Origin of the sequence: Mesorhizobium captivum, assembly GCF_033977165.1 — a bacterium.
Lineage (GTDB): Bacteria > Pseudomonadota > Alphaproteobacteria > Rhizobiales > Rhizobiaceae > Mesorhizobium > Mesorhizobium captivum.
Genome location: NZ_JAVIJB010000010.1, coordinates 89,452 through 109,991, shown reverse-complemented (window position 1 = coordinate 109,991; position 20,540 = coordinate 89,452). Strand labels below are relative to the sequence as shown.

At 64.0% G+C, this 20,540-nt stretch carries 21 protein-coding genes; 15 read left to right on the top strand and 6 right to left on the bottom strand.

Annotation, left to right across the window (positions count from 1 at the left end):
* The first annotated feature begins 33 nt into the window (after positions 1–33).
* The 6 genes from RFM40_RS11425 to RFM40_RS11400 all read left to right on the top strand — a co-directional run bounded on the left by RFM40_RS11425 (position 34) and on the right by RFM40_RS11400 (position 8,006).
* The gene (locus RFM40_RS11425) at positions 34–717 is read left to right on the top strand and encodes a hypothetical protein (protein ID WP_320226612.1); all 684 of its coding nucleotides are present in this window, start codon (positions 34–36) and stop codon (positions 715–717) included.
* A 120-nt stretch (positions 718–837) separates the two neighbouring features.
* On the top strand, positions 838–1,008 hold the full coding sequence (locus tag RFM40_RS11420) for a hypothetical protein (RefSeq protein WP_320226611.1): 171 nt from the start codon (positions 838–840) through the stop codon (positions 1,006–1,008).
* 313 nt (positions 1,009–1,321) lie between these two features.
* On the top strand, positions 1,322–2,554 hold the full coding sequence (locus RFM40_RS11415; protein WP_320277557.1) for an efflux RND transporter periplasmic adaptor subunit: 1,233 nt from the start codon (positions 1,322–1,324) through the stop codon (positions 2,552–2,554).
* Between the two features lie 4 nt (positions 2,555–2,558).
* The gene (locus RFM40_RS11410; protein ID WP_320277556.1) at positions 2,559–5,714 is read left to right on the top strand and encodes an efflux RND transporter permease subunit; all 3,156 of its coding nucleotides are present in this window, start codon (positions 2,559–2,561) and stop codon (positions 5,712–5,714) included.
* Between the two features lie 11 nt (positions 5,715–5,725).
* Entirely contained in the window at positions 5,726–7,219 is a 1,494-nt protein-coding gene (locus RFM40_RS11405) for an efflux transporter outer membrane subunit (RefSeq protein ID WP_320277555.1), read from the top strand.
* A gap of 100 nt (positions 7,220–7,319) precedes the next feature.
* Entirely contained in the window at positions 7,320–8,006 is a 687-nt protein-coding gene (locus RFM40_RS11400) for an aspartyl/asparaginyl beta-hydroxylase domain-containing protein (protein ID WP_320226607.1), read from the top strand.
* Between the two features lie 105 nt (positions 8,007–8,111).
* On the opposite strand, the gene RFM40_RS11395 is transcribed toward RFM40_RS11400, so the two are convergent.
* Positions 8,112–8,417: a DUF982 domain-containing protein gene (locus RFM40_RS11395; RefSeq protein ID WP_320226606.1), complete on the bottom strand. Its 306-nt coding sequence runs from the start codon at positions 8,415–8,417 to the stop codon at positions 8,112–8,114.
* A gap of 214 nt (positions 8,418–8,631) precedes the next feature.
* On the opposite strand from RFM40_RS11395, the gene RFM40_RS11390 reads away from it, so the two are divergent.
* Positions 8,632–9,675 carry an ABC transporter ATP-binding protein gene (locus RFM40_RS11390; RefSeq protein WP_320226605.1) on the top strand — a complete coding sequence of 348 codons (1,044 nt, stop codon included), beginning with the start codon at positions 8,632–8,634 and terminating at the stop codon, positions 9,673–9,675.
* A gap of 18 nt (positions 9,676–9,693) precedes the next feature.
* On the opposite strand, the gene RFM40_RS11385 is transcribed toward RFM40_RS11390, so the two are convergent.
* The 5 genes from RFM40_RS11385 to RFM40_RS11365 all read right to left on the bottom strand — a co-directional run bounded on the left by RFM40_RS11385 (position 9,694) and on the right by RFM40_RS11365 (position 13,303).
* On the bottom strand, positions 9,694–9,930 hold the full coding sequence (locus RFM40_RS11385; protein WP_320226604.1) for a hypothetical protein: 237 nt from the start codon (positions 9,928–9,930) through the stop codon (positions 9,694–9,696).
* Positions 9,903–11,333, bottom strand: coding sequence for an ABC transporter permease (locus RFM40_RS11380; protein ID WP_320226603.1), 1,431 nt, complete (start codon positions 11,331–11,333; stop codon positions 9,903–9,905). Before RFM40_RS11380 ends, RFM40_RS11385 begins: the two co-directional genes overlap by 28 nt.
* Before the next feature lie 108 nt (positions 11,334–11,441).
* Positions 11,442–12,416 (bottom strand): ABC transporter substrate-binding protein, encoded by a 975-nt coding sequence (locus RFM40_RS11375; protein ID WP_320226602.1) that lies wholly within the window; start codon positions 12,414–12,416, stop codon positions 11,442–11,444.
* A 140-nt stretch (positions 12,417–12,556) separates the two neighbouring features.
* Positions 12,557–12,793 (bottom strand): hypothetical protein, encoded by a 237-nt coding sequence (locus RFM40_RS11370; RefSeq protein ID WP_320226601.1) that lies wholly within the window; start codon positions 12,791–12,793, stop codon positions 12,557–12,559.
* Positions 12,794–12,907: 114 nt separating this feature from the next.
* On the bottom strand, positions 12,908–13,303 hold the full coding sequence (locus RFM40_RS11365; RefSeq protein WP_320226600.1) for a hypothetical protein: 396 nt from the start codon (positions 13,301–13,303) through the stop codon (positions 12,908–12,910).
* Between the two features lie 219 nt (positions 13,304–13,522).
* On the opposite strand from RFM40_RS11365, the gene map reads away from it, so the two are divergent.
* The 8 genes from map (at position 13,523) to RFM40_RS11325 (ending at position 20,537) form a co-directional block, all read left to right on the top strand.
* Positions 13,523–14,350 (top strand): type I methionyl aminopeptidase, encoded by an 828-nt coding sequence (map, locus tag RFM40_RS11360; protein ID WP_292300542.1) that lies wholly within the window; start codon positions 13,523–13,525, stop codon positions 14,348–14,350.
* 139 nt (positions 14,351–14,489) lie between these two features.
* Positions 14,490–15,251 (top strand): RadC family protein, encoded by a 762-nt coding sequence (gene radC, locus RFM40_RS11355; protein WP_320226599.1) that lies wholly within the window; start codon positions 14,490–14,492, stop codon positions 15,249–15,251.
* Positions 15,252–15,409: 158 nt separating this feature from the next.
* On the top strand, positions 15,410–16,294 hold the full coding sequence (locus RFM40_RS11350; RefSeq protein WP_320226598.1) for a cytochrome c oxidase subunit II: 885 nt from the start codon (positions 15,410–15,412) through the stop codon (positions 16,292–16,294).
* A gap of 21 nt (positions 16,295–16,315) precedes the next feature.
* Entirely contained in the window at positions 16,316–18,085 is a 1,770-nt protein-coding gene (gene ctaD, locus RFM40_RS11345) for a cytochrome c oxidase subunit I (protein ID WP_320226597.1), read from the top strand.
* Positions 18,082–18,786 (top strand): cytochrome c oxidase subunit 3, encoded by a 705-nt coding sequence (locus RFM40_RS11340; RefSeq protein ID WP_320226596.1) that lies wholly within the window; start codon positions 18,082–18,084, stop codon positions 18,784–18,786. The genes ctaD and RFM40_RS11340 overlap by 4 nt, the downstream gene beginning before the upstream one ends.
* Positions 18,787–18,796: 10 nt before the next feature.
* A complete protein-coding gene (locus tag RFM40_RS11335; RefSeq protein ID WP_320226595.1) occupies positions 18,797–19,516 on the top strand; it encodes a heme-copper oxidase subunit III family protein in 720 nt (239 codons plus the stop codon).
* Positions 19,517–19,542: 26 nt separating this feature from the next.
* Complete coding sequence (locus tag RFM40_RS11330; protein ID WP_320226594.1) at positions 19,543–19,935, top strand: cytochrome C oxidase subunit IV family protein; 393 nt, start codon at positions 19,543–19,545, stop codon at positions 19,933–19,935.
* A gap of 128 nt (positions 19,936–20,063) precedes the next feature.
* Positions 20,064–20,537 carry an aminoacyl-tRNA deacylase gene (locus tag RFM40_RS11325; protein ID WP_320226593.1) on the top strand — a complete coding sequence of 158 codons (474 nt, stop codon included), beginning with the start codon at positions 20,064–20,066 and terminating at the stop codon, positions 20,535–20,537.
* Positions 20,538–20,540: the final 3 nt, after the last annotated feature.

Sequence of the window (20,540 nt, the reverse complement as noted above, 5' to 3'; positions counted from 1 at the left end):
GCCATCCGAAGTGTGAGAAGAAAGGATCACGTCATGCGAAGCAGACTTTTGGCGCTCGGCCTGTTCTCGGTCGCGGCCATCCATCCCGTGCTGGCCGCCCAGCCCGACCCTGGCGCGGCATCCGGTGACGAGCCGCCGGCGATCGGCCGGCAGGACGATGCAGGCCCGATGCCCTGGCCCGGCCCGCATGGGGTGATGCGGCACGGCCCGCAGGGGCCGGGGGGTTTCGGCTTCCGCATGGGACCACCGCCGCCGGAAATGCTTGCCGCCCGGCTTTCGGCGCTCGAAACCCGCATCGGCATCCGCTCCGAGCAGCTCGATGCCTGGCGCGACTACACCAGCGCGCTGCAGGCGGTGCTGGCGCCGCCGCGGTTCGGTCGCGGCCCCGGCACTCCCGGCGGTCCTGAAGCAGGTGGGCCGCCTGCCCCCGGCGGCCCGGATCAGGCGCAGCGCGATCCCTTCGCTTTCCAGGAGCGACTGGCTGACGAGGTCACCAAACGCGCGGCTTCGGCCGCCAAGCTGAAGGACGCCATTGCCGCGCTGCGCAGCAAGCTGACGCCCGAACAAATCGAAATCCTCGCTTCGGCGGATCGGCCGCTCGGCCCGCCCCCCAGTCCATGGGGCAATCCGCCGGACGATGCAGCCGGCCCCGGAGGTCCGCATGAACATGGCGGGCAGCTCCAGCCACCCCTACCCCGGAATGGCGAGCAACTCTGACCGGCTGCGCCGGCCGGCCCGTTGACTCACCCGTTCACGGGCCGGCCGGTTTTTTTCGAATTGGCGATGCCCCGCGCGGTCGCGACGAGCGCATGGAGAACCAGCATGTGGGAAGCACTGATGATGCTGCGGCTGATCGCATCCGTCGCCCCAAGCTTCCCCATCGGACAGCACGCTCCGATCGCCAAGATCAAAGGCGCGATCCGCTTGAGCTTCGCCGGCTATCGCCTTTCGCTTCCACCTTCGGAGCGACCCGGCAGATACGGAAATCATGGCCGCAAGATCGCGTAGAACCTATCCGGCGACGCCAACGGCAACCTCTTGCGACTTGCAAGCGAGACGCTTGGCATCTCAAGGCCGATCGGCATACTGGTGCTGGTGGGCATCGCGCCTGGAACATGCTCTGGTCGCGCAAAAGGAGCATGGCATAAGCCGCTTCGACGCACTGCTCGATGCCGCCCCCCAAGCGGGCGCGGCCAATTGCTGTGACACCGATCGCCGCGACCGGCGTACTTCTCGACCGCAAACTCAGCGAAAGATGATCCAGTCCATGCTTATTCAGTCGAGCCAGTCTTTCCAGCGGGCTTACCGGCTCTTGCCTTGGATGACAGCAGTCTGCGCCGCGCTTCTTCTGACAGCTTGCTCGCAGGAGAAGAGCCAGGTTCCGCCTGGCATGGGCGGCGTCGGCCGGCCCGAGGTCGGCGTCGTCACGCTTCATCCGCAATCGGTCGCGATCACCGCCGAACTGCCCGGCCGCACCGCGGCTTCCCTCGTCGCCGAGGTGCGCCCGCAGGTCGACGGCATCATCCAGCAGCGCCTGTTCCAGGAAGGCGCCGAGGTGGTGCCGGGACAGCCGCTCTACCTCATCGATCCGGCGAGCTATCAGGCGGCCTATGACAGCGCCGTCGCCGCCCAGCAGAAAGCCGAAGCAGCACTTCCCACCGCGCAGGCCAAGTTCGACCGCTATTCCGGATTGCTGAAGCAGAACGTGGTCTCGAAGCAGGACTACGACGATGCCGCCGCGACGCTGAAGCAGGCCCAGGCGGACGTGGCCTCCGCCAAGGCCAGCGTCGAGACCGCGAAGATCAGCCTCAACCGCACCTCGATTACCGCGCCGATCGTCGGCCGGATCGACAAATCCACGCTGACGCCTGGAGCGCTGGTTACCGCCAACCAGGAAACGGTGCTGACGACCATTCGCTCGCTCGACCCGATCAATGTCGATGTCACGCAGTCCAGCACCAATCTGCTCAACCTGCGCCAGGCAATCAACGAAGGCCGGCTGAAGTTCAGCGGGCCCAATGTCAGCGTCAAGCTGAAGCTCGACAACGGCACCATCTATTCGCGTACCGGCAAGCTGGAATTCGCCGGCGCCAATGTCGATCTGTCCACCGGCACCTTCGCGCTCAGAGCCCAATTCCCCAATCCCGACCGCCTGCTGCTGCCCGGCATGTATGTCCGCGCCATCGTCGAGGAAGGTGTCGCCCAAAACAGCTTCCTGGTGCCGCAGCGCGCCGTCAGCCGCAATCCCAAGGGCGAAGCGACGGCAATGGTGGTGAATGCCCAGGGCAAGGTTGAATCGCGCATCTTGAGCGTGCGCAACAGCGTCGGCAACAACTGGCTGGTGGATTCCGGCGTCGGCGACGGCGACCGCGTCGTGGTCGAAGGCGTGCAACTGGTGCGCGCCGGCGGCGACGCAACGCCGGTCGAGGTGACCATCGACGAGGCGACCGGCGAGATCAAGGATCGCGAGCAGACCTCCGCCACGGCAGAACCGGCCGGTGGCAAAGCCCCCGGCACCGGCAAGCAACCGGCATCTGGCGCAACCGGGAACTGAGGCGATGTCGACCTTCTTCATCAACCGCCCGATCTTTGCCTGGGTGATCGCCATCGTGATCATGCTGGGCGGCCTGCTCGCGCTCCGGTCGCTGCCGATCTCGCAGTACCCGCAGATCGCGCCCACCACGGTGAATATCAGCGCCACCTATCCCGGCGCCGACGCCCAGACGGTGGAGAACTCGGTGACCAAGGTCATCGAGCAGGGCATGACTGGCATCGATAATCTCGACTATATGACGGCGACCTCGACATCGACCGGTTCGGCCTCGATCACGCTGACCTTCACCAGCGCCGCCAATCCCGACACCGCCCAGGTGCAGACCCAGAACAAGCTGCAGCTCGTGCAGTCGCAACTGCCGCAGGTCGTCCAGAGCAACGGCATTACCGTCTCCAAATCCTCGACCGGCTTCCTGATGGTCATCGGCTTCGTCTCCGGCGACGGCAAGATGAACTCTACCGACCTCGCCGATTACGTCGACAGCACGGTCAACGACACGCTGAAGCGCGTCGAAGGCGTCGGCTCGACACAGCTCTTCGGCTCCGGCTATGCGATGCGCATCTGGCTCGATCCCGACAAGCTCACCCAATATGCGTTGATGCCGAGCGACGTGGCGACCGCCATCGAGGCGCAGAACACGCAGGTCTCCGCCGGCCAACTCGGCGGCCTGCCGGCGCGCAAAGGGCAGCAGCTCAACGCCACGGTGACGGCAAAAAGCCGGCTGCAGACCGCCGAGCAGTTCCGCAGCATCATCCTGAAGAGCAACACCGACGGCTCGCTGGTTCGGCTGAACGACGTCGCCAAGGTCGAGATCGGCGCCGAAAGCTACACCACGGCGGCCTTCTACAACGGCAAGCCGGCGGCCGGCGTCGCCGTCAATCTGGCGACCGGCGCCAACGCCATCAGCACCGCCGAGGCGGTGCGCGCGACGATCGATCGGCTCGGCTCAACATTCCCGCAAGGGGTCGAGGTCGTCTACCCATACGACACCTCGCCCTTCGTGCGCCTGTCGATCGAGGAGGTGGTCAAGACGCTGGCCGAAGCGATCGTGCTGGTGTTCCTGGTGATGCTGCTCTTCCTGCAGAACCTGCGCGCCACCATCATCCCGACGATCGCCGTGCCGGTGGTGCTGCTCGGCACCTTCGGTGTGCTCTCCTTCTTCGGCTATTCGATCAACACGCTCACCATGTTCGCCATGGTGCTCGCCATCGGCCTGCTCGTCGACGACGCCATCGTCGTGGTCGAGAATGTCGAGCGCGTGATGCAGGAGGAAGGTCTGCCGCCGAAAGAGGCGACGCGCAAATCGATGAACGAGATCACCGGCGCCTTGATCGGCATCGCCACCGTGCTTTCGGCCGTGTTCGTGCCGATGGCTTTCTTCGGCGGCTCCACCGGCATCATCTACCGGCAATTCTCGGTGACCATCGTCTCGGCCATGGTGCTCTCGGTGCTGGTCGCGCTGGTGCTGACGCCGGCGCTCTGCGCCACGATCCTGCGGCCGCCCAGGGATCACGCGACGCAGCGAGGTCCATTCAGCTGGTTCAACCGTGCCTTCGACCGTGGCACGACAGCCTATCGCGACGGCTCGCACGGCATCATCAACCGGGGCAAGCGCTTCCTCGTCGTCTTCCTGGCCATCGTCATCGCCATGGGCTGGATGTTTGCCCGGCTGCCAAGCTCGTTCCTGCCGGAAGAAGATCAGGGCATTCTGATCACCAGCGTGCAGCTGCCGACGGGCGCGACGCAGGACCGGACCGAGCGCGTGCTCGCCAAGGTGACCGACCGTTACCTCAATGAGGAGAAGGACGCTGTCGAAGGGGTCTTCACGGCTTCCGGCTTCGGCTTCGGCGGGGCCGGTCAGAATGTCGGCATCGCCTTCGTCCGGCTGAAGGATTTCGACAAGCGCACGTCACCGGCGCTCGCCGCGCAAGCGGTCGCCGGCCGCGCGATGGGCGCTTTTTCCAAGGTCAGGGATGCGCAGGTCTTTGCGCTCGCCCCTCCCGCCATCCAGGGTTTCGGCAATACCAGCGGCTTCGACTTCTACCTGCAGGACGTCAATGGCGCCGGCCATGAGGCGCTCATCCAGACGCGCAACCAGTTGCTGGGTCTCGCCGCACAGAGCAAGCTGCTTGCCAACACCCGCCCCAACGGCCAGGAGGATCAGCCGCAATTCTCGGTCGACATCGACCAGGAAAAGGCGAGCGCCCTCGGCATCGGCCTCGCCGATATCAACAACACGCTCTCCACCGCCTGGGGTAGCGACTACGTCAACGACTTCATCGATCGCGGCCGGGTGAAGCCGGTCTATCTGCAATCGGATCCCGACTTCCGCATGCAGCCGGAAGACCTGGACAAATGGCAGGTTCGCAATTCCGGCGGCGCCATGGTGCCGTTCTCGGCCTTCGCCTCCAGCCACTGGACATACGGCTCGCCCAGGCTCGAGCGCTACAACGGTTCGGCGGCCGTGGAAATCCAGGGCGCGGCGGCGGCCGGCCAGAGTTCAGGCGCCGCCATGGACGAGATCGACAGGCTGGTTGCGCAACTGCCCGCCGGATATTCGCACGAGTGGACCGGGCTGTCGCATCAGGAGCGGCTTTCCGGCAATCAGGCGATGTCGCTGTATTTGATCTCGGCGCTCGTCGTTTTCCTTTGCCTCGCCGCGCTTTACGAAAGCTGGTCGATCCCGTTCGCCGTCATGCTGTCAGTGCCGATCGGCATCTTCGGCGCGCTCGCGGCGGCAAGCCTGTTCGGGCAGACCAACGACGTCTATTTCAAGGTCGGCCTGCTGACCACGATCGGTCTCGCCTCCAAGAACGCCATCCTCATCGTCGAGTTCGCCATCGAGCGGCAGGCGGCCGGAATGGGGCTGGTCGAGGCGACGCTGGAAGCGGCGCGACAACGTCTGCGGCCGATCCTGATGACGTCGCTGGCCTTCATTCTCGGCGTCACGCCACTGGCGATCGCCAGCGGCGCCGGCTCGGGGGCGCAGAACTCCGTCGGCATCGGCGTGATGGGCGGCATGATCGCCGCGACCGTGATCGGCGTGTTCCTGGTGCCGCTGCTGTTCGTCACGGTGCGCCGCATCTTCAAGGGTAAGGCCGCCAAGCAGGATTCTGGGCAGGATACGGGCGGGACGCCAGCCACAGCCACTCAGCAATAAGGGTTTCAGTCATGACAGGTTTCGAACGCGGTCTGCGGACCGCGAAGGGGCTCTTTTTGCCCATTTTTGCCGCCGCCCTGCTCACCGGATGCGTCGTCGGCCCAGACTACCAAAAACCGTTGCTGGCTATGCCCGCAAGCTGGAGCGGGCAGAAGCCTGCGAAACCGGCGAAGCCGGCGCAGTTGTCGAAATGGTGGTTGAAGCTTCGCGATCCAGAGCTCAACGCGCTGGTCGAGGAAGCCGTTGCCGGCAATCTGGATGTGGCGACGGCCAAGGCCAAGATCCGCGAGGCGCGCGCGAGCTACCGTCAGTCCGCGGGGACGCTATTTCCGTCCGCCGACGGTTCGGCCTCCGCCACGCGCAATAAGGTCGCCGCGACCACGTCAGGTGGTGTCGGCAGCGAGACCTACGACCAGTACCAGGCAGGCTTCGATGCCAGTTGGGAACTCGACCTCTTCGGCGCCAACCGCAGAGGTGTCGAGGCCGCCCGCTACCGATTGGACGCTTCCGAGGAGAGCCTCCGCTCGACCCTTTTGACCTTGATCGGCGATGTCGCCTCCAACTACGTCCAGGCACGCGGCTACCAGACCCGCATCGCGCTTGCCCGGCGCTCGGCCGCGTCGCAAAGGCAGACCGCCGAACTCACTCGTACGATGGCTCTGGCCGGCACGGCGACCGCCGCCGATGTCGCCAAGGCCATGGGACAAGCAAGCAGCATCGAGGCCGACGTTCCGACCCTCGAAGCGAATTATGCCGAAGCGGTGCATCGCCTTTCGGTGCTGACCGGGCGGCCGCCGGCCGCCTTAACCGCCCGATTGAAGCGCCCCACATCGATCCCGATGCCACGCCTGCCGATCCCGACCGGCATTCCGGCCGACATCCTGCTTACCCGCCCGGACGTGCGCATGGCCGAACGACAATACGCTCAGTACACCGCCAAAGTCGGCCAAGCCGAAGCGGCGCGTTATCCGAGCGTCAGCCTGACGGGTGACATCAGCACCACCGCCCTGAAACTTGGCGATCTCGGCAGGAATTCCACCATCGGCTGGTCCTTCGGCCCGACGCTCAGCGTGCCGCTGTTTAACGCCGGCCAGTTGCGAGCCGCCGTCGACATCGCCAAGGCCCAGCGCGACCAATACTTCATTGCCTACAAGACCGCCGTGCTGACGGCCCTGGAAGACGTGGAGAACACGACGGTCTCACTGTCGCAGGAGCGCGTCAGGAACGGCAAGCTCGCCTCCTCCGCGAAGTCCTATGGCGATGCCGCCAGGCTCGAAAGAACGCTCTACAAGGCGGGTGAGACAAGTCTTCTCGACGTGCTGGATGCGGAGCGGTCGCTCTATTCGGCCGAAGACACGCTGCTGCAGAGCCGGGTGTCGATCGCCACCAATTACATCGCTCTCAACAAGGCGCTCGGCGGCGGCTGGGACGGCACGATCGACAGCACCAGGCCTGAAGTCGTCGATGTCGGCGCTGGTCCGCGGCTGGCATCGAGCACGCAGTGATACGAAGCCGAGCGTCTGTCTGAACGCTCCAAACAAATCTCCGTGAGCGATGGCCGGAAGCAATCGCCTAACTATATCATAAACTCATCGAGGTAATGAGATGTCGAGCGCCTACGATCTTGGGACCGATTTGGTCCGTCGCATCTATGAAAAGCGCATAGATGCACCAGCGATTCTTGATATCGGCACGCATTTTCCTAACGCAGCGAAGTTCGCGGCTGCCTGGCAGAGTATTCGCGACGAAGCGCTGTCGGTGCAGTTGAACCGGGTGCCGCGTTTCCACGACATCATGCCGGAGCAGGCCGAGATTTCGGCCAAAGACGGCCTCGATTGGCGCATGTTCGTGCTCAAGGCCTATGACATGACGATCCCGCAGAACCTCGCGCGCATGCCTAGCCTCAGCCGGCTGCTGTCCGAATGCCCCGAGGTCAAATCGGCGGCCGTCTCGTTCCTGGCGCCGCGCAAGCACATCCCTGCCCATCGCGGCCCCTTTCGCGGCATTATGAGATTTCATCTCGGCCTGGTCATCCCGAAACAGCCTGACGGCCGCCCGGCGACGATCATGATGATCAACCATGAGGAGAGGCGGATCGCCGACGGCGAGTGCCTGCTGTGGGACGACACTTTCGAGCACGAGGTCATGAACAACGCCGACCAGGCGCGCATAGCATTGCTGCTTGATGTATGGCGACCGGAGATGCCGCTGGATATGGAAATCCTATCGCGCCTGATCGTTCGCGGCGTACAGGTGGGAATGCACTACAGGGGCGTGTCTTTCGGGGGTTGAGCCTAAACATGTCTCCCGAAAGTGGGACCCGATTTCGGGATAAAGACATGCGTAAAATCAAAAACCTAAAGCGCACAGAGCGAACCTGGAAGATCGCAATGCGCTTTAGACCCGCGCCTCGCGAAACCCCCTTGCGCTGCCGCCGCGCTTGACTGGCAACATCATATCCCTGGCAAGCAGACCGCTTACACGGCAGAAGGCCATGAATGCCCGGCAGGCTTCCTCGGTGCCCGCCACGTCGACCGTTGCACCGAAGCAGGCGTTGAAGGCGGCGTCATAGACTTTGCCCTGCCGGCGCTTCGGCCAGTCCTGGAGGAAGTCGAGCGCCTGCTCGACGCTATAGATTTCCTCGACCGGCAGGCCTGGCGCGGGCGTGATGCGCACCGGCACCTCGAATTGCAGTCTGTCCATTCCCTGTCTCCCGAACTGGCGCAGTTGGAGCAACGCCGTTCGTTCTGAAAAGTTGCTTTCGGGATCGTCTGGCGCAGGAATGTGACCTCAGTACGGTGCGCGGATCCACCATTGGTGCGGCAGATCGGCGCTCTGCCCGGATCGACATCGCGCGCATTGCCAATGCCGGATTTCCAACGTATTGCCGGGCCTCGCATCTGCCGTGGACGGAAACATGAGCGAAATCCGGGTCGAGTTCCTCAGCAAGCGGTACGGCGAGACGACGGCGCTTGACGGTGTTTCGCTAACCTTTCCGGAGGGTTCGTTCACTGCCCTTCTTGGCCCGTCGGGCTGCGGCAAGACGACAATGCTGCGGCTGATTGCAGGTTTCGAGGCCCCGAGCGAAGGCCGCGTGCTGTTTGGCAAAATGCTCGTCGCCGATCCCACGCGGCAACTGCCGCCGGAGGCGCGCAATGTCGGCGTCGTCTTCCAGTCCTACGCGCTGTGGCCGCATATGGATGTCGCCGAAAACGTCGCCTATCCGCTGAAAGCCCGGCACGTCTCTTCCGCCGATATTCCCGCCCGTGTCGCCGCAGTGCTCGACATTGTCGGCCTTCGCGGCTTCGAGAAACGTCGCATCGACGAGCTGTCGGGCGGCCAAAGGCAGCGCGTGGCGCTCGCCCGCTGCCTGATCGCGGAAGCCAGGATCATCCTGTTCGACGAGCCGCTCGCCAATCTCGACATGCATCTGCGCTCGTCGATGGTCGATGCGTTCCGCGAGGTCCATCGCCGCACCGGCGCGACAATCGTCTATGTCACACACGACCAGGCCGAAGCGCTGGCGCTTGCCGACCGCGTCGCCGTCATGAGCAAGGGCCAACTGCTGCAGGCGGCGACGCCGCAGGAGATCTACCGCTCTCCCGCCGACGCAGCGGTGGCCGGCTTTGTGGGGCGCGGCAGTCTGATCTCCGGCAATACCGTCAACCATTCGGGACAGACTTCGACGATCGATATCGCCGGGCACCGACTTGCCGCGCGCAGCCACGGCGAGCCCAAGGGCACGGTCAAGGTGCTGCTGCGACCGGAAGCCTTGCACATCGCCGCCGACGGTCTGCCGGCGACGGTGCTGGACAGCGTCTATCGCGGGCCGGTCCATGAAGTTCGGCTGGCTCTCTCAGAACCAGGGCAGCTGCTGCTTATCGACAGCACCGAAGCGCTGGCGACGGGACAGCGGGTACATGTCGCGGTATCCGACGCCTGGGTGGTACCGGGCGCCTGAAGCCCCTCGGCCTCAAGGCTATCGCCAGGGCAGAACGCCTGCCGGCAGGCGGCGGCCAAAGCGATCGAGGGCCAGAAGCAGCACGATCACGACGACGATCGTCGACACGGCGATCGCGGCTGCCTGCGTCCCCAGCCCCGCCTCTTCCAGGCTGAACAGCACGACGCCCAGCGTCTCCTTGCCGCTCGACCACAGCAGCGCCGAAACCGTCAATTCGTTGAAGGCGCTCATGAAGACGAGCAGACCGCCCGCCACTGCGGCGGGCGCCGCGAGCGGCGCGGTGATGGTCCAGAGCCGGCGAGACGGTCGCCCGACACCGCCGCCGCTTCTTCCAGATCGCGCGGGATCTGCCCGACCGCCGTCGTCACCGGTTTCATCGCCAGCGTCAGAAACCGCATGGCATAGGCGATCAGGATGATCGAGGCCGTCGCATAGAGGCTGCCGATCAGCGGCAACGGCCGCAGGAACAAGAGGATGCAGGCAATCGCCAGCACTACGCCGGGGATCGCGTAAGGCAGGTCGACGATGCCGCCGAGCACACGCCGCCAGCGCCGGTCGAAGCGCTCGAGCCTTGCGGCCATCGGTATGACGCCAAGGGCGAGGATCAGCGCCGCGCCGCCGGCAAACAGCAGCGAATTGCGGAACGCGCGTACGGTCGATGCCTGCCGGACGAGCACCTCCGCATAGTTGGCGACCGTTGCGGTCTGCGGACCGAGCGGCACGCCGAAAGACGGCACCAGCGATGTCGCCAGCAGCGCGCAGGCCGGAAGCACGAGGATCAGGGCGATGATCGACCAGCAAAGGCAGGCAAGCGGCAGACGGTAAGGCCCGAGCTCGAATTGCGCTGGCGTACCGGCGGCGAGGCGATGCCCTGCGCCGCGCAGGGCCAACGACTGGAACGCCATGCCGGCCAGCGCCAGGGCACCGACGAGCACCGAGAGTGCCGCGATCTGCGGCAGCACGCTCGGCCCGAAGCTCGACAGGTCCTGGTAGATCAGGGTCGGCAGCGTCAGGTAATTGACCGGCATGCCGAGCAGCGCCGGTATGCCGAAATTGCCGACGCCGGAAACGAAGGCAAGCGCCGCGGCGGCCACGACATAGGGGCGCACGACCGGCAGCACGATGGTCCGCAAGACGCCGAGCGGCCTTGCGCCGCAGGACCGCGCCGCCTCGACCATGTCGCGCGGCACCCGCGAGAGCCCTGCCCGCATCGTGATGAAGACGATCGGCGCGTGCTGCACCGCATAAAGCAGGATAATGCCGCCGCGGCCCAGCATTGGGTTGGCGGTGCCGGGCGGCGGCGCCAACCCAAGCATGCCAAGCAGCGTGCTCGACGGGCCGAACAGATGCAACCAGGCGAGCGCCGTGACCTGCGGCGCAATCATCAGCGGCAGCAGCAGGAGGAAGCCGAGAATATTTCGCCCCGGCAAATCGGTCATGGTGACGGCGACGGCGAACGGGATTCCGAGACAGAGCGCGAGCATCGCGCCAAAAAAGGCGGTGTCCAACGTATGCCACATCGCACGCAAGGCGGCGGGCCTAGCCAGCCGGGCGGCGAAGGCGGCGAAATCGGCCTCCCCGCCGGGCGCGATCGCCGCAAGGACGAGGCGCGCCATCGGCAGCAGGCTGAGCACGGCAATGACCAAAAGCACGGCCATTGCCGACGAGCTCTGACCGAAAACCGGAGCTGGCGGTGCGAAGCCGCCAAGCCCGTGCAAGGCCGGGTCCGGCCCCGCTATACGATGCTCCGCGGAAGACAATGCCGCCTACTGGCTCATCACCGCGCTGAACTTTTCCTTGTTCGCACCGTCGTTCGCGAGCGCGGCGGCCGCATCATAGTCCAGCACCTTGATCGAGGCGCGGTCCGGATAGCCGGCCGGCAGAGCGACGTCGGCGCGGGCCGGGATATAGCCCATCTTGGCGGCGACCTCCTGCCCGTCTTTCGACAGCAGGAAATCAACAAAAGCCTTGGCGGCGTCCTTGTTCTTGGCGGTGGAGAGGATTGCGACCGGCTCGGTGACGGCGGAAACGCCCTCCTTCGGGAAGACGAACTCGACCGGCGCGCCCCTGGCCTTCTCGCGGATCGGCATGTAGTCGACGATCATGCCGAACAGCTTGTCGCCGCCGCTGACGGCCTTGAGCACGTCGCCATTGCCGCCGCTCGCCTGCGCGCCATTCTTGGCGAGCGCGCCGTAATAGTCCCAGCCTTCCGGCAGTTTGCCGGTTAGCGTCACGGTATGGATCATCGCCGCGCCGGACGTCAGTGGGCTGGGCATGGCGATCAGGCCCTTGGCTTCCGGCTTCTTCAGGTCCTCCCAGCTCGTCGGCACGAAAGGGGCCTTGGTGTTGTAGACGATGCCGGTGGTGATCAGCTTGGTCGAGAAATAGGTCTTGTCCTTGTCGTAGAGGGCAGCATCGAGGCCGTCGACTTTCGCCTCCGGATAGCCGAGCAGCCGGCCTTCCTTCTTCAGGCCTTCCATAGTCACGACGTCGGCGATCAGAAGCACGTCGGCCTGCGGCTGGCCGGCCTCGATCTCGGCATGGAGCTTGGCCAGGATTTTTGGCGTGCCGTCGCGCACCCAATCAACCTTGATACCGGGATTCTTCGCCATGAAGGCATCGACTGTCTGCTGGGCGTCGGTGTTCGGCTGGCTGGTGTAGAGCACGAGCGTGCCGTCGGCAGCGGAGGCACTGGCCAGGGTGGATGCCAGCAACATGGCGGCGAAGACGATCTGGCGCATGGGAAAACCTGTTCGCAAGGCAACTGAGGGGAGTCCGGCACCCGCCGGGGCTGGAAACCTGACTAAAGCCGCAGGATAACCATTATGTGACAGGGCGATGCAACCGCATCGCCCGTCACAAGTATCCGCATCCAGTCAGTCTACTGGTTCGCCGGGTCGGTCTCCGCCTCATAGGCCATGCGTGAGACCGCCATCAGCAGATAGGCGGACGGTCCGGCGAAGATGACGGCGAGCACGATCGCCGCCGTCCCCTCCATGCGAAGCGTTGCGGCGACAGCCCAGTAGACCGTGCCAATGCAGATGATTGCCTGGACGGCCAGGAACGAGGCTGCCGCGGCAACGCGCGTAAGCGTTTTGAATGTCTTGATGCTTTGCATCGAGAAATGTCCGAATTGGCGCCCCACGCAACCGGCGGACGGCCGATAGCCGTCGCCAGGTCGCGGCGCAAAGGAATGTTTGGGTGTGAAAGCTGCGGCCGGCGACCGCCGGGCTCAGACGGCGGGTGGCGCCCGAGGCTGATTGGCGAGCGAGAGCGGCGCGGCCGCAAAGGCAGGCACGATGCTCGGCTGCGCCGGCAAAGCCTGGCCAGCAACAAGGAAATCGCCTGCTGGGTGGAGCGCGCCGGGATTTCCACTCACGAGCTTTATGGGCAGCGGCCGCCCGGCGCGCACCTCGACGGCTTGCGCCTTTCCGGTGATCCTCAGCAGTGCAAGCGTTTCGCCCTGCCGCGTTGCGCTGATGCCGGCGCCGCCCGAGGCCGTGGCTGTCGAGGCGGAGATTTCAGCCTGGGCGAAGCCCACCAGCGCAAGCACGAGCAGCGCCATCAGGGCCGAGCATGCGGACCTGACTGGCAGCAGCTTCGATCTGGCGCGTTCCGATGCAGTCAACGGCATAAATCTCCTATATCCAGACCCGCCCTACCCGATGGGGCGGCGAAAGGAAAGCTTGCGGCGAGCCCTGACGCGCCAACCTTGCGCCAGCAAATATTCCCTGCGGTGGCCGGTTGAGGGCACTTCGTCCTTGAACCTTGCGGCATCCAGTGCCAAATCTGGAGAAAATTTTCCGCATCGGCTCGCATCAGGAGCCAACCCAAAAAACGGACAAGAATGGTTACCTATCTCGACGCCGCAACGGCCCCTTTGAGAAACACCGGCCAGATCCGCCTCTATGGCGAGGAAGGCTTTGCAGGCATGCGCAAGGCCTGCGACCTCACCGCGCGCTGCCTCGACGAGCTGGTCCCAATGGTGAAGCCCGGCGTCACCACAGAGACCATCGACCGCTTCGTCTTCGAGTTCGGCATGGACCACAACGCCCTGCCCGCGACCCTCAACTATCGCGGCTACACCAAATCGTCCTGCACCTCGATCAACCACGTCGTCTGCCACGGCATCCCCGACAACAAGCCGCTGAAGGACGGCGACATCGTCAATATCGACGTCACCTATATCCTCGACGGCTGGCATGGCGATTCCTCGCGCATGTATCCGGTGGGCACCATCAAGCGCGCCGCCGAGCGTCTGCTCGAGGTGACTTACGAATGCCTGATGCGCGGCATTGCGGCCATCAAGCCCGGCGCCCGCACCGGCGCCATCGGCGCGGCGATCCAGACCTATGCCGAAGCCGAGCGCTGCTCGGTGGTGCGCGACTTCTGCGGCCACGGCGTCGGCCAGCTTTTCCATGACGCGCCGAACATCCTGCATTACGGCACGGCCAATGAAGGCGTCGAGATGCGGCCCGGCATGATTTTTACCGTCGAGCCGATGATCAATCTCGGCCGCCCGCATGTGAAGGTGCTGTCGGACGGCTGGACCGCCGTGACGCGCGACCGTTCGCTCTCGGCGCAGTACGAGCACACGATCGGCGTCACCGATACCGGCTGTGAGATCTTCACGCTGTCGCCGAAAAAGCTCGACCGGCCCGGTCTGCCGGCGTAGGGCGGTTCATCGTTTCACGGAAACGACAAACCGGCCTACTTCTTGTTTTGCCGCGATTCCGAACGGAAAACCGCTTCACACTCTTCCTGGAATTGCTTTAGTCTCCCGGCCGGAAGCCTTCTGGGGGAATAGGCAGGCCATGGGGAAAGTCGACGACGAGCGGGCCTTCTTTTCAGAAGCCTGGACTGAACCGCCGCAGACATCACAGAAAAAGGCCGTAGCGGCGGAGAAACCGCACTACCACGGCCACCGCGACCGCCTGCGCGAACGCTTCGTCGCGGGCGGCGCAGATGCCCTGCCCGACTATGAGCTGCTCGAGCTCCTGCTTTTTCGCTTGATCCCGCGCGTCGACACCAAGCCGATCGCCAAGGCGCTCATCGGCCGCTTCGGCTCACTGGCCGAGGTGCTCGGCGCGCCGGCGTCCCTGCTCGAGGAAGTCAACGGCATCGGACCGGCAGCGGCGACCGATCTCAAGGTCATCGCAGCGACCGCCCAGCGCATGGCGCGCGGCGAAGTGCGCGGGCGCGAGGTGCTGTCGAACTGGACGCAGCTTCTCGACTATTGCCGCTCGGCCATGGCCTTCGAGACGCGCGAGCAATTCCGCATCCTCTTCCTCGACAAGAAGAACGGGCTGATCGCCGACGAGGTGCAGCAGACAGGCACCGTCGACCACACGCCGGTCTATCCGCGCGAGGTGGTCAAGCGGGCGCTTGAACTCTCGGCCAGCGCCATCATCCTGGTCCACAACCATCCGTCAGGGGATCCTACTCCTTCCCGCGCGGACATCGAGATGACCAAGCAGATCATCGATACGGCCAAGCCGCTCGGCATTGCAGTCCACGACCACATCATCATCGGCCGCAAGGGCAACGCCTCGATGAAGGGCCTGCTGCTGATCTAGAGGCGAGACAGGCGCTTGTGGTCCCCTGGTGACCGCGAAGGCGCCACTTATGCACATCCAGTAGTCGGCCCTAGAATTTCTACTACAAATCGAGCTAAGATGGCTTCGGCATTCGTCGGGACGGCTTCGCGCCCCTGGAATGCTTGGAGGAACGGGACATGGCCATAGCGCTTGTACTCGTTTTGGTCGTCGTAGGCTCGGTGTTGTTCCACTTCCTGAGCCCATGGTGGTGGACGCCGATTGCCTCGAACTGGGACTACATCGACAACACCATCATCATCAGCTTCTGGATCACCGGCGTCGTCTTCAGCGCCGTCGTGCTTTTCATGGCCTATTGCGTGTTCCGCTTCCGCCATCGCGAAGGCAATCGCGCGGTATATGAGCCGGAGAACAAGCGCCTCGAATGGTGGCTGACGGTCGTCACCGCCGTCGGCGTCACCGCCCTTTTGGTTCCGGGCCTGTTCGTCTGGAGCCGCTTCGTCAACGTGCCAAGCGAGGCGGCCGATATCGAGGTTATCGGCCAGCAGTGGCAATGGAGCTTCCGACTGCCCGGCAAGGACGGCAAGCTCGGCACTTCGGACACCCGCGACGTCACCGCTGACAACCCGCTAGGCGTTGATCCTAAAGATCGCAACGGCCAGGACGATATCCTAGTCGAGGCCGCCGATCTGCATCTGCCGGTCGGCAAGCCTGTCAAGGTGTTATTGCGCTCGGTCGACGTGCTGCACGATTTCTACATCCCGGAGTTCCGCGCCAAGATGGACATGATCCCGGGTTCGGTCACTTATTTCTGGTTCACCCCGACCAGGACCGGAACCTTCCAGGTCTTGTGCGCCGAGCTATGCGGCCAGGGACACCCGCTGATGCATGGCGTGGTGATGGTCGACACAGAGCAGGATTATCTGGCCTGGCTCGGCCAGCAGCAGACCTTTGCGCAATTGTCGGCGCCCAAGCAAACAGGCTCGGCAAGCCAACCGTCAGGAAAGACGATGGCGTCCGGTTTGGACGTCGCGGTAAAACTCGAAACACTTGAGGCCCGCTGAACAAGGCACGGAGGCGCTCCCATGGTCGACGTCACACCCGCAGATGCCGTTCCGCCCGCCGAAGTCGGAGAGATGGAACTCTACCATCCGCACAGCTGGTGGACGAAATATGTCTTCTCGCAGGACGCCAAGGTCATAGCGGTTCAGTATTCGGCAACGGCAACGGCCATCGGCCTTGTGGCGCTGGTGCTGTCCTGGCTGATGCGCCTGCAACTCGGCTTTCCCGGCACGTTCGACTTCATCACTCCGGAGGCCTATTACCAGTTCATCACCATGCACGGCATGATCATGGTGATCTACCTGCTTACCGCGCTCTTCCTCGGCGGCTTCGGCAACTATCTGATCCCGCTGATGGTCGGCGCCCGCGACATGGTCTTTCCCTATGTCAACATGCTGAGCTACTGGGTCTATCTGCTCGCCGTGCTGGTCCTGGTCTCGAGCTTCTTTGCGCCGGGCGGGCCGACGGGCGCGGGCTGGACGCTCTACCCGCCGCAGGCGATCATGACCGGCACGCCGGGTGGTCAGGACTGGGGCATCATCCTGATGCTCTCCTCGCTCATCCTGTTCATCATCGGCTTTACCATGGGCGGCCTGAACTATGTCGTGACGGTGCTGCAGGGGCGCACGCGCGGCATGACCTTGATGCGCCTGCCGCTCACCGTCTGGGGCATCTTCACCGCCACCGTCATGGCGCTGCTCGCCTTCCCGGCGCTGTTCGTCGCTTGTGTGATGATGCTGCTCGACCGCCTGCTCGGCACCTCTTTCTTCATGCCGGCGATCGTCGAAATGGGCGAGCAGCTGCAGCACAATGGCGGCAGCCCGATCCTGTTCCAGCATCTGTTCTGGTTCTTCGGCCACCCGGAAGTCTACATCGTCGCGCTGCCGGCCTTCGGCATCGTGTCCGACCTGATCAGCACCCATGCGCGCAAGAACATCTTCGGCTACCGCATGATGGTCTGGGCCATCATCGCCATCGGCGCGCTGAGCTTCGTGGTTTGGGCGCACCACATGTATGTCAGCGGCATGCATCCCTATTTCGGCTTCTTCTTCGCCACCACCACCTTGATCATCGCCATACCGACCGCTATCAAGGTCTATAACTGGGTGCTGACGCTGTGGCGCGGCGACATCCACCTGACGATACCGATGCTGTTCGCGCTGGCCTTCATCGTCACTTTCGTCAATGGCGGCCTCACGGGCCTGTTCCTCGGCAATGTCGTCGTCGACGTGCCGCTGTCCGACACGATGTTCGTCGTTGCTCATTTCCACATGGTCATGGGCGTCGCGCCGATCCTGGTGATCTTCGGCGCGATCTACCACTGGTATCCGAAGGTCACCGGCCGCATGCTCGACGAGACGCTCGGCCGCTTCCATTTCTGGGTCACCTTCCTCGGCGCCTACCTGATCTTCTTCCCCATGCATTATCTCGGCCTGATGGGCATTCCGCGGCGCTACGCCGAACTGACCGACATGACCATCATGACGGAGTCGGCGCACCACCTGAACTCGTTCATCAGCATCATGGCCTTCATGGTCGGCTTCGCTCAGATGGTGTTCCTGTTCAACCTGATCTGGAGCATCCGCCATGGCCGCGAGGCCGGCGGCAACCCGTGGCGGGCAACCACACTCGAGTGGCAGACGCCTGAAACGCCGCCCGCGCACGGCAATTTCGGCAAGGAGCTGCCGATCGTCTATCGCTGGGCCTATGACTACAGCGTGCCGGGCGCCAAGGAGGACTTCATACCGCAGAACGTGCCGGGCTCTTTCGGCCCCTCCAGGGAGCCGGCATGAGCGTCATCCTGGTCTTCCTGCTCGTCATCGCCGGCTTTGCCGGATGGTGGCTTTCGCATCAGCGGCTGCTGGCGAAGCCCTGGCTCGAGCAAGGCATGGCCGGGGATTTCGTCGGCCTCGACCGGTCGGCCCTGCCCACCGCCAAGATCGGCCTTGGTGTCTTCCTCGCCGTCGTCGGCTGCCTGTTCTCGCTGTTCACCAGCGCCTACTTCATGCGCATGGGCCTGTCGGACTGGCGGCCGCTGCCGCTGCCGCGCCTGCTCTGGCTGAATACCGGCGTGCTGGTGCTGAGCAGCGTCGCGCTGCAATGCGCCGTCGTCGCCGCGCGCAGAGGCCAGATCGACATGGTCAGGCTCGGTCTTGCGACGGCCGGACTGACCGCCCTCGCCTTCCTGGCCGGCCAGTTGACGGCATGGAGGGAGCTGACCGAGGACGGCTATTCGTTGGCATCCAACCCGGCCAACAGCTTCTTCTACCTGATCACTGCAATGCACGGCCTGCACATACTGGGCGGGCTGGTCGGCCTTGGCAGGACGAGCGTCGGCGCCTGGTACGGCGCGCGGCCGGAGCGGCTGCGCCTCAGCGTCGAACTCTGCGCCATGTATTGGCATTTCCTGCTTTTCGTCTGGCTCGGCATCTTCGCCGTCCTGGCCGGTTGGGCGGCGACGCTCATCGACATTTGCCAAAGGCTGCTGACCTAGGAGACCGGCGATGGCCGAGCCGACACTGACACATTCCAGCTCAATGGCCCGCCCCGACGGCCTGCGCGGTATCGCCGCCGACTGGGCTTCGGATCAGCGCGCGTTCAAGAACGTGTCCTGGGGCAAGGCCATGATGTGGATCTTCCTGCTCAGCGACACCTTCATCTTCGGCTGCTTCCTGCTCTCCTACATGACGGCGCGGATTTCCACGCGCGTGCCATGGCCGAATCCGAGCGAAGTCTTCGCCTTGCGCATCGGCGGCTCGGAGATCCCGCTGATCCTGATCGCCATCATGACTTTCGTTCTGATCTCGAGCAGCGGAACCATGGCCATGGCGGTCAATTTCGGTTACCGGCGCGACCGCCGCAAAACCGCGATCCTGATGCTTTTGACCGCAGCGCTCGGCGCGACCTTCGTCGGCATGCAGGCCTTCGAATGGACCAAGCTCATCACCGAAGGGGTCCGGCCTTGGGGCAATCCCTGGGGCGCAGCGCAATTCGGCTCATGCTTCTTCATGATCACCGGCTTCCACGGCACCCATGTGACGATCGGCGTGATCTTTCTGATCATCGTGGCGCGAAAAGTCTGGCGGGGCGATTTCGACACCGGGCGGCCCGGCTTCTTCACCAGCCGCCGGGGTCGTTACGAGAATGTCGAGATCATGGGCCTCTACTGGCACTTCGTCGACCTCGTCTGGGTGTTCATCTTCGCCTTCTTCTATCTTTGGTGAGAGGCAGGCTTTGTTGAGAGGCAGATATGGCTGAAGCAACCGCAAACGGTCTCGGACAACACGCACTGCACCCCACCCATGACGCGACGGCCGTCGCCAAGGCGGAGACGCATCAGGAACACCCGATCAAGCTCTATTTGGTGGTCTGGGCGTGGCTGTTCATTCTCAGCACCTGCTCCTATCTGGTCGACTATTTCGGCCTCCACGGCTACCTCAGATGGTCGCTGATCCTGATCTTCATGATGCTCAAGGCAGGATTGATCGTTGCCGTCTTCATGCATATGGCCTGGGAGCGGCTGGCGATGATGTATGCGATCATCCTGCCGCCGATACTGGTTCTGGTTTTCGTGACGATGATGGTCTTCGAGGCCGACTATACGCTGTTGACCCGTATCGCGTTTTTCGGGCCCGGCCCCTGACACGCGATCTGAATCCAGCCGCAGCATAACCGGCCTGAAACGACGGACGCCCGTGCCATGAAACAATAAGGCCGCCAATCCATTTTGGTTTGGCGGGTGCATCGTGAACTCAAGCAAAGGAGGCGGAGATGACGATAGCAAACAGACTGAGGGATTTTATCGACGGCAAGGGAATCCCGTACGACACCGTCGCGCACCATCGGACCGCCACCAGCAGACAGAGCGCCATCGCAGCGCATGTGCCCGGCAGCATCATGGCGAAGTCCGTGCTCGTTCACCACGAGCTCGGCTATGCGTTGGCGGTGGTTCCAAGCACCCACAGGATCGAGCTCAACAAGCTGCAGGACGTCATGGACAAACGCCTCGGGCTCGCTTCCGAGGACGAGGTCGTATCGCTCTTCGATGATTGCGACATCGGCGCCGTACCGCCGATCGGCGCGGCTTATGATGTGCCGGTCATTCTGGACGAAAGCCTCGGCGACGCCGCCGACATCTATTTCGAGGGCGGCGACCACAAGACGCTCGTGCATGTCAGCGGCAAGGATTTCCGCAACTTGACCACAGGCGCGCGTCAGGCGCGGTTCAGCCACCCGGCCTACTGAACG

Bases quoted from the DNA above. Each gene is read 5' to 3' on its own strand.
- RFM40_RS11350 (WP_320226598.1), top strand. From the start codon at position 15,410: ATGGCCATAGCGCTTGTACTCGTTTTGGTCGTCGTAGGCTCGGTGTTG.
- RFM40_RS11420 (WP_320226611.1), top strand. From the start codon at position 838: ATGATGCTGCGGCTGATCGCATCCGTCGCCCCAAGCTTCCCCATCGGA.
- RFM40_RS11400 (WP_320226607.1), top strand. From the start codon at position 7,320: ATGTCGAGCGCCTACGATCTTGGGACCGATTTGGTCCGTCGCATCTAT.
- radC (WP_320226599.1), top strand. From the start codon at position 14,490: ATGGGGAAAGTCGACGACGAGCGGGCCTTCTTTTCAGAAGCCTGGACT.
- RFM40_RS11380 (WP_320226603.1), bottom strand. From the start codon at position 11,333: ATGGCCGTGCTTTTGGTCATTGCCGTGCTCAGCCTGCTGCCGATGGCG.
- RFM40_RS11395 (WP_320226606.1), bottom strand. From the start codon at position 8,417: ATGGACAGACTGCAATTCGAGGTGCCGGTGCGCATCACGCCCGCGCCA.
- RFM40_RS11410 (WP_320277556.1), top strand. From the start codon at position 2,559: ATGTCGACCTTCTTCATCAACCGCCCGATCTTTGCCTGGGTGATCGCC.
- map (WP_292300542.1), top strand. From the start codon at position 13,523: ATGGTTACCTATCTCGACGCCGCAACGGCCCCTTTGAGAAACACCGGC.
- RFM40_RS11335 (WP_320226595.1), top strand. From the start codon at position 18,797: ATGGCCGAGCCGACACTGACACATTCCAGCTCAATGGCCCGCCCCGAC.
- RFM40_RS11375 (WP_320226602.1), bottom strand. From the start codon at position 12,416: ATGCGCCAGATCGTCTTCGCCGCCATGTTGCTGGCATCCACCCTGGCC.
- RFM40_RS11340 (WP_320226596.1), top strand. From the start codon at position 18,082: ATGAGCGTCATCCTGGTCTTCCTGCTCGTCATCGCCGGCTTTGCCGGA.
- RFM40_RS11405 (WP_320277555.1), top strand. From the start codon at position 5,726: ATGACAGGTTTCGAACGCGGTCTGCGGACCGCGAAGGGGCTCTTTTTG.
- RFM40_RS11370 (WP_320226601.1), bottom strand. From the start codon at position 12,793: ATGCAAAGCATCAAGACATTCAAAACGCTTACGCGCGTTGCCGCGGCA.
- RFM40_RS11425 (WP_320226612.1), top strand. From the start codon at position 34: ATGCGAAGCAGACTTTTGGCGCTCGGCCTGTTCTCGGTCGCGGCCATC.
- RFM40_RS11325 (WP_320226593.1), top strand. From the start codon at position 20,064: ATGACGATAGCAAACAGACTGAGGGATTTTATCGACGGCAAGGGAATC.
- RFM40_RS11415 (WP_320277557.1), top strand. From the start codon at position 1,322: ATGACAGCAGTCTGCGCCGCGCTTCTTCTGACAGCTTGCTCGCAGGAG.
- RFM40_RS11390 (WP_320226605.1), top strand. From the start codon at position 8,632: ATGAGCGAAATCCGGGTCGAGTTCCTCAGCAAGCGGTACGGCGAGACG.
- RFM40_RS11330 (WP_320226594.1), top strand. From the start codon at position 19,543: ATGGCTGAAGCAACCGCAAACGGTCTCGGACAACACGCACTGCACCCC.
- ctaD (WP_320226597.1), top strand. From the start codon at position 16,316: ATGGTCGACGTCACACCCGCAGATGCCGTTCCGCCCGCCGAAGTCGGA.